Source organism: Actinosynnema sp. NPDC002837 (assembly GCF_040295345.1).
In the GTDB taxonomy this organism is placed as follows: Bacteria; Actinomycetota; Actinomycetes; order Mycobacteriales; family Pseudonocardiaceae; genus Actinosynnema.
In genome coordinates this window covers 1-5,392 of the sequence record NZ_JBEOVG010000181.1, presented here as the reverse complement: position 1 = coordinate 5,392, position 5,392 = coordinate 1, and the positions used below count along the sequence as shown (strand labels likewise).

The window sequence follows — 5,392 nt, the reverse complement described above, 5'->3', positions numbered from 1 at the left end:
ACGACCCCGAACTCCACGGCGGCGCGCAACGACTCACCGACCAAGCCGCAGCCGCTTGATCTAATTCTTGAGGTTGACACTGAGGGTGTCATGGCTTCACCTTCCGGATCCACTGGTCCAGCGACACCGCCACGATGATCAGCACGCCGACGGCCAGGGTCTGCCACAGCACGTCCACCCCGGCCAGCGCCAGCCCGTTGCGGAACACGCCGACGATCAACGCGCCGATCAGCGAACCGACGATCGCGCCCCGACCGCCGAACAGGCTGGTGCCGCCGATCACGACCGCGGTGATCGAGTCGAGGTTGTCCATCTGCCCGGCCTGCGGGCTCGCCGAGGCGATCCGCCCGATCAGCACCCACGCCGCCAGCGCGTACACCAGGCCCGCCATCGCGTACACGCTGAGCAGCACGCGGGCGGTGCGGATGCCGGACAGCCGGGAGGCTTCGAGGTCGTCGCCGGTGGCGTAGACGTGCCGACCCCACGCGGTGTTCTTCAGCGCGAACGCCATCGCGGCCACCAGCACCACCATCATGATCGAGCCGTAGGTGACCCGGGTGCCGCCGAGGTTGACCGTCTGCCCGGTCCACAGCAGCAACGACGGCATGTCGGCGCCGCGGATGGTGGCGCTCTCGGAGTACCAGAGGTTCAACGCGAAGAACACGTTGAGCGTGCCGAGGGTGACGATGAACGGCGGCAGCTTCAGCCGCGTGACCAGCAGGCCGTTGAGCAGGCCGCACAACGTGCCGACGACGAAGCCGAGCAGCAGCGCGGGCAGGCCCGGCAACCCGGTGTCCGCCGCCACCTTCGCCATGACGATGGACGTCAGCACCATGACCGCGCCGCAGGACAGGTCGATGCCGGCGGTGAGGATGACGATGGTCTGGCCGACGGCGAGCGTGCCGATGACCGCGACCTGTTGCAGGATCAGGGAGACGTTGCCCGGCGTGAGGAACCGGGGTGACAGCACGGCGAACACGACCACGGCGACCAGCAGCACCACCGCGGGCCCGATGGTGGCCTGCGCGTGCAGCAGGTGCTGGAGGCGGGTCAGGGGTGACGGACGGGCCTGGTCACCGCCCGGCGTGCGTTCTTCGGACAGCGTGGTCGACATGGCTCAGCCCCAGCAGTTCTGCAGGCCCCAGGCGGAGTCCTTCGACTCGACCCCGGACGCGGGCTGGTCGGTGATGAGCGTGACGCCGGTGTCCACGAAGTCCTTGCCCGCCGTGTTCTGCGGCTTGGTGCCGTCCTTCGCGAACTTCGCGATCGCCTCCACGCCGAGCTGCGCCATCTTCAGCGGGTACTGCTGCGCGGTGGCGCCGATGATGCCGGACCTGACGTTCTGCACGCCGGGGCAGCCGCCGTCGACCGAGACGATGGTGACGTCCTTCTCCTTGCCCGCCGCCTTCAACGCCTCGTACGCGCCCGCCGCCGCCGGCTCGTTGATCGTGTAGACGAGGTTGACGCCCGGGTCCTTCTGCAGCAGGTTCTCCATCGCCGTCCGGCCGCCCTCGGGCGCGCCGTCGGTGACGTCGTGGCCCACGATCCGCGGGTCGCTCTCGTCGCCGATGCGGCCCTTGTCCTTCACGTCGACGCCGAAGCCCTCCAGGAAGCCCTGGTCGCGCTGCACGTCCACGGACACCTGGTTCGGGTTGAGGTCCAGCAGCGCGATCTTCGCCTGCTTGCCCTCGGACTCGAACTTCGCCTTGGCCCACTGCCCGATGAGCTTGCCGGCCTGGTAGTTGTCGGTGGCGAAGGTCGCGTCGGCGGCGTCGGCCGGCTCCAGCTGGGTGTCCAGGGCGATGACCAGCAGCCCGGCCTGGCGGGCCTTGTCCACCGAGGGCACGATCGCCTTGGAGTCGTTGGGCGTGATCAGGATGCCCTTCGCGCCCGCGCCGACCAGGTTCTCGATCGCGTCGACCTGCGACTGGTTGTCGCCGTCCTGCTTGCCCGCGAAGGACTGCACCGTCGCGCCCGTCCCACCGGCCGCCTGCTGGGCGCCCTCCTTCATCTTCACGAAGAACGGGTTCGTGTCGGTCTTGGTCACCAACCCGACGAGCGTGCCGCCGCCGGCCGCGTCGCCACCGTCCCCGCACCCGGTGACCAGCGCCAGCAACGACGCCGACACCAGGGCCGTGAGCCTGACGCCCGTCCGCGACGGTCCGGTCATGTCTCCTCCTACGTCAACGTTGACGTAACCGGCAGCGGAACACGAGGGCGTTCACGTCAGGCCTGGTTACGCGAGATCAAAAGCAAGAAGTCCGGCGCTTCCACCCTCACTGGAGCGACGGGGGAGGAAGGGGGACTGTTGTTAAGTCATCGTTGACGCTAGCTTCGTGCTCCAAGCCGCGACAAGCCGCCGTTACGCAAGCGTTACCCAGGATGGAGCAGAGGTCCATGGACTCACGGGGTGCACGGCGCGAGCCGACCATGAGGGACGTCGCCGCACTCGCCAAGGTCAGCACGAAGACCGTGTCGCGGGTCATCAACGACCTGCCCGGCGCGGGCCCCGACGTGGTCGAACGGGTCCGCGCCGCCGCGCGCACCCTCGGCTACCGCCCCAACCTGACCGCCAGCAGCCTGCGCCGCTCCGACCGGCGCAGCGCGACCCTCGGCGTGCTGTTCGAGGACCTGTCCAACCCGTTCGACGCCGCCCTCCTGCGCGCGGTCGAGGACCGGGCGCGGCAGAACGGCGTGCTGGTGCTGGCGGGCAGCAGCGAGGACGACCCGGAGCTCCAGCGCGAGCTGCTCACCTCCCTCGCCACCCGCCGCGTCGACGGCATCGTCGTCATGGCCGTGGGCGGGCACCAGGACGCGTTGCAGCAGGAGCGCGAGCGCGGCACGCCCATGGTGCTGGTCGACCGCCCGCCGACGTTCGACGGCACCGACAGCGTGACCACCACCAACCGCGACAGCTCGCGCGAAGCCGTGCTCCAGCTCGCGGGCCTGGGCCACCGGCGCATCGCGTTCCTGGGTGACCGGCAGACGCTGTGGACCAGCCGGGAGCGCTACACCGGCTACCTGGAAGGGCTCGCCCACGCCGGCCTGACGCTGCGCGACGAGCTGGTGCGCACCGACCTGCACGGTCCCGACGCCGCCGAGAGCGCCGCCGCGACCCTGTTCGACCTGGACGAGCCGCCGACCGCCCTGTTCACCGCGCAGAACCTGGTCACCGTCGGCGCGATGCGCGCCCTGCGCGACCGCGACCTGCACCGCTCGGTCGCCCTGATCGGCTTCGACGACTTCCCGCTGGCCGACATGCTCGAACCCGGCGTCACCGTGCTGCGCCAGGACGTCCCGGCGCTCGGCCGCCGGGCCGCGGAGCTCATCTTCGCCCGCATCGGGGGCGAGCAGTCGCCGCCGACGCACGCCGTCGTGCCCGCGACGCTGGTCCGGCGCGGTTCGGGCGAGCTGCCGCCCCCGTCGTCGGACACGGGCGCGTAACGGGCCGTTGACACCCGCTTCGTCGGCGGTTGGCGGCCCGTCGACGTGACGGCCGAGTGGCAGGGCCGACGTCCTCTGCCACGCCCAACGCGTCGCAACCATCACGTGCACCCGGGACCGGAACCGGGCGCATCCCCCTACGGCGGAACACCCCGTTCCGGTCAAGGGGCGCCCGCTCGTCCTTCGCCGGCGTCCGGATCCTCGTTCGCCGGCGTCCTGGTCTCCGAGTCCGCGCCTGCCGGTGTCTCGCCGGCGGCCGGCCCGGGCAGCTCGGGATCGGGAGCCCTCAACAGGAGTCTGAGGACCTCGCGAGCTTGATCGCCCTGCTCCTTGGTTTCGGCGCCGAGGGCTCGTTCGATGGCTCTTCCCTCGTGCGTCACCCGTCGCCGGACCGGGCCGGAGCGCACCCACTCCTCGACGACCCGCGTGAGCGCCAACCACACCGGCTTGGTGATCCACAACGCCGCGACGGCGAGGACCGACTTGCCGTAGCCGGACTTGAGCGCCTCGACCAGGAAGTCCCGCAGAGCCTGCATGAGCTCCTCCAGCCCGATCGGCTGGAGGGAGCGCCTCTCCAACCGATCAAGACGTGCTTGACCGATTGGAGGTCTCCTCCGCCGGACGGACCGACCAACGGCACCGGGGTGCGCGAACACCCTTAGGCGACACCGCTGCTTGGGAGTACTCCCCTCGCTGGTTCGAGGTTAGCAGGCATCGACGACACCTGGACAACTCCGAGTCCCGCGTCGGAGCGGTATCAGGGTTCCTGCATCCGGGCCCGGAGCACGTCGAACTCGCACCCCGGCGCGTCCGGGTCGAAGCCGTGCTCGATCAGCCAGCGCGACGCCGTCAGGCTGCGCAACGACCACCAGGCGCGGATCACGTCCCGGTCCACGTCGTCGCCGTAGCCGGCCAGCAGGTCGTCCAGGCGTTCCTCGTGCCCGAGCGTCAAGGTGGCGAGGTCGAACATGGCGTCGCCGGGGGCGGCCTCGGACCAGTCGATGACGCCGGTGACCTCGTCCCCGTCGACGAACACGTGCGTGATCTGCAGGTCGCCGTGGATGAACGCCGGTTCCCACGGCCGGAGCGCGGCCTCGGCGATCTCGCGGTTGCGCCGGATCACCTCCGCGGGCAGCACGGCGTTGGCGAGCAGCCACGCGCACTCGCTGTCGAGCTCCGCCGCCACGTCCTCGAGCCTGGGCCCCGGCCACGGCGGCAACGGCGCGTCGTGCAGCTCCCGGACCGCGGCGCCGACCGCGGCCCACGCCGCCGGCGACGCGGGCGACGGTTCGCCGAGGACGCCGAGCGCCTTGCCGGGCACGGCGGCGATCGCGAGCACGGGCGGCTCGCGCCAGAGGACCGCCGGGGTCGGCACCGGCGCCATCGCCATCGCCCGCACCTCGACCTCCGCGTGCGCCGCGTCGCCGTCGACCTTCAGGAACACCTCGCCGACCCGCAACGTCGCCCGCTGGCTGTGCGCGACGACGACCTCGACCTCTTCCATGCCGGCCATCCTGTCGGGCGAGGCCGCCGATGTCGCCGGATTTCACGGCTCGTCCGGTCGGTCATCCCGCGGCAGGGGCGTGCAGGGGACTCATGGCCAGCAGGCTCCGGATGTCCTCGGCCGGGACCGGGCGGGAGAACAGCCAGCCCTGGAACGCGTCCGCGCCGAGTTCGCGCAGCACGTCGAACTGGGTCGCGGTCTCCACCCCTTCCGCCACGCACGTGCGGCCGAGAGCCCGGGCCATGTCCACGACCGCCCGCGCCACCGCGAGGTCCGACCTGTCGTTGCCCACCCCGGACACGAACCGCCGGTCGACCTTGATGATCTGCGCCGGCAGGTCCCTCAACCGGGCCAGCGACGAGTAGCCGGTGCCGAAGTCGTCCACCGCGAACCGGATGCCCCGCTCCACCAGCTCGCCCATCGCCTGCCGCACCCGCGACGGCA

Annotated in this window: 6 protein-coding genes; 1 reads left to right on the top strand and 5 read right to left on the bottom strand. The window is 71.2% G+C overall.

Going from position 1 to position 5,392, the window contains the following annotated elements; translation table 11 throughout:
- Window positions 1-88 precede the first annotated feature (88 nt).
- Both ABTZ99_RS44555 and ABTZ99_RS44550 read right to left on the bottom strand, forming a co-directional pair.
- Window positions 89-1,114: an ABC transporter permease gene (locus ABTZ99_RS44555; protein ID WP_498786912.1), complete on the bottom strand. Its 1,026-nt coding sequence runs from the start codon at window positions 1,112-1,114 to the stop codon at window positions 89-91.
- A gap of 3 nt (window positions 1,115-1,117) precedes the next feature.
- The gene (locus ABTZ99_RS44550) at window positions 1,118-2,170 is read right to left on the bottom strand and encodes a sugar ABC transporter substrate-binding protein (protein ID WP_498786911.1); all 1,053 of its coding nucleotides are present in this window, start codon (window positions 2,168-2,170) and stop codon (window positions 1,118-1,120) included.
- 227 nt (window positions 2,171-2,397) lie between these two features.
- Here ABTZ99_RS44550 and ABTZ99_RS44545 point away from each other — a divergent pair, with 227 nt between their 5' ends.
- The gene (locus ABTZ99_RS44545; protein ID WP_498786910.1) at window positions 2,398-3,444 is read left to right on the top strand and encodes a LacI family DNA-binding transcriptional regulator; all 1,047 of its coding nucleotides are present in this window, start codon (window positions 2,398-2,400) and stop codon (window positions 3,442-3,444) included.
- Between the two features lie 161 nt (window positions 3,445-3,605).
- On the opposite strand, the gene ABTZ99_RS44540 is transcribed toward ABTZ99_RS44545, so the two are convergent.
- The 3 genes from ABTZ99_RS44540 to ABTZ99_RS44530 all read right to left on the bottom strand — a co-directional run.
- A complete protein-coding gene (locus ABTZ99_RS44540; protein ID WP_499619204.1) occupies window positions 3,606-4,022 on the bottom strand; it encodes a hypothetical protein in 417 nt (138 codons plus the stop codon).
- 179 nt (window positions 4,023-4,201) lie between these two features.
- Window positions 4,202-4,948, bottom strand: coding sequence for a phosphotransferase family protein (locus tag ABTZ99_RS44535; RefSeq protein WP_499619202.1), 747 nt, complete (start codon window positions 4,946-4,948; stop codon window positions 4,202-4,204).
- Window positions 4,949-5,009: 61 nt separating this feature from the next.
- Window positions 5,010-5,392: EAL domain-containing protein (locus ABTZ99_RS44530; protein ID WP_499619200.1), on the bottom strand; the 383-nt coding region annotated here is incomplete at its 5' end.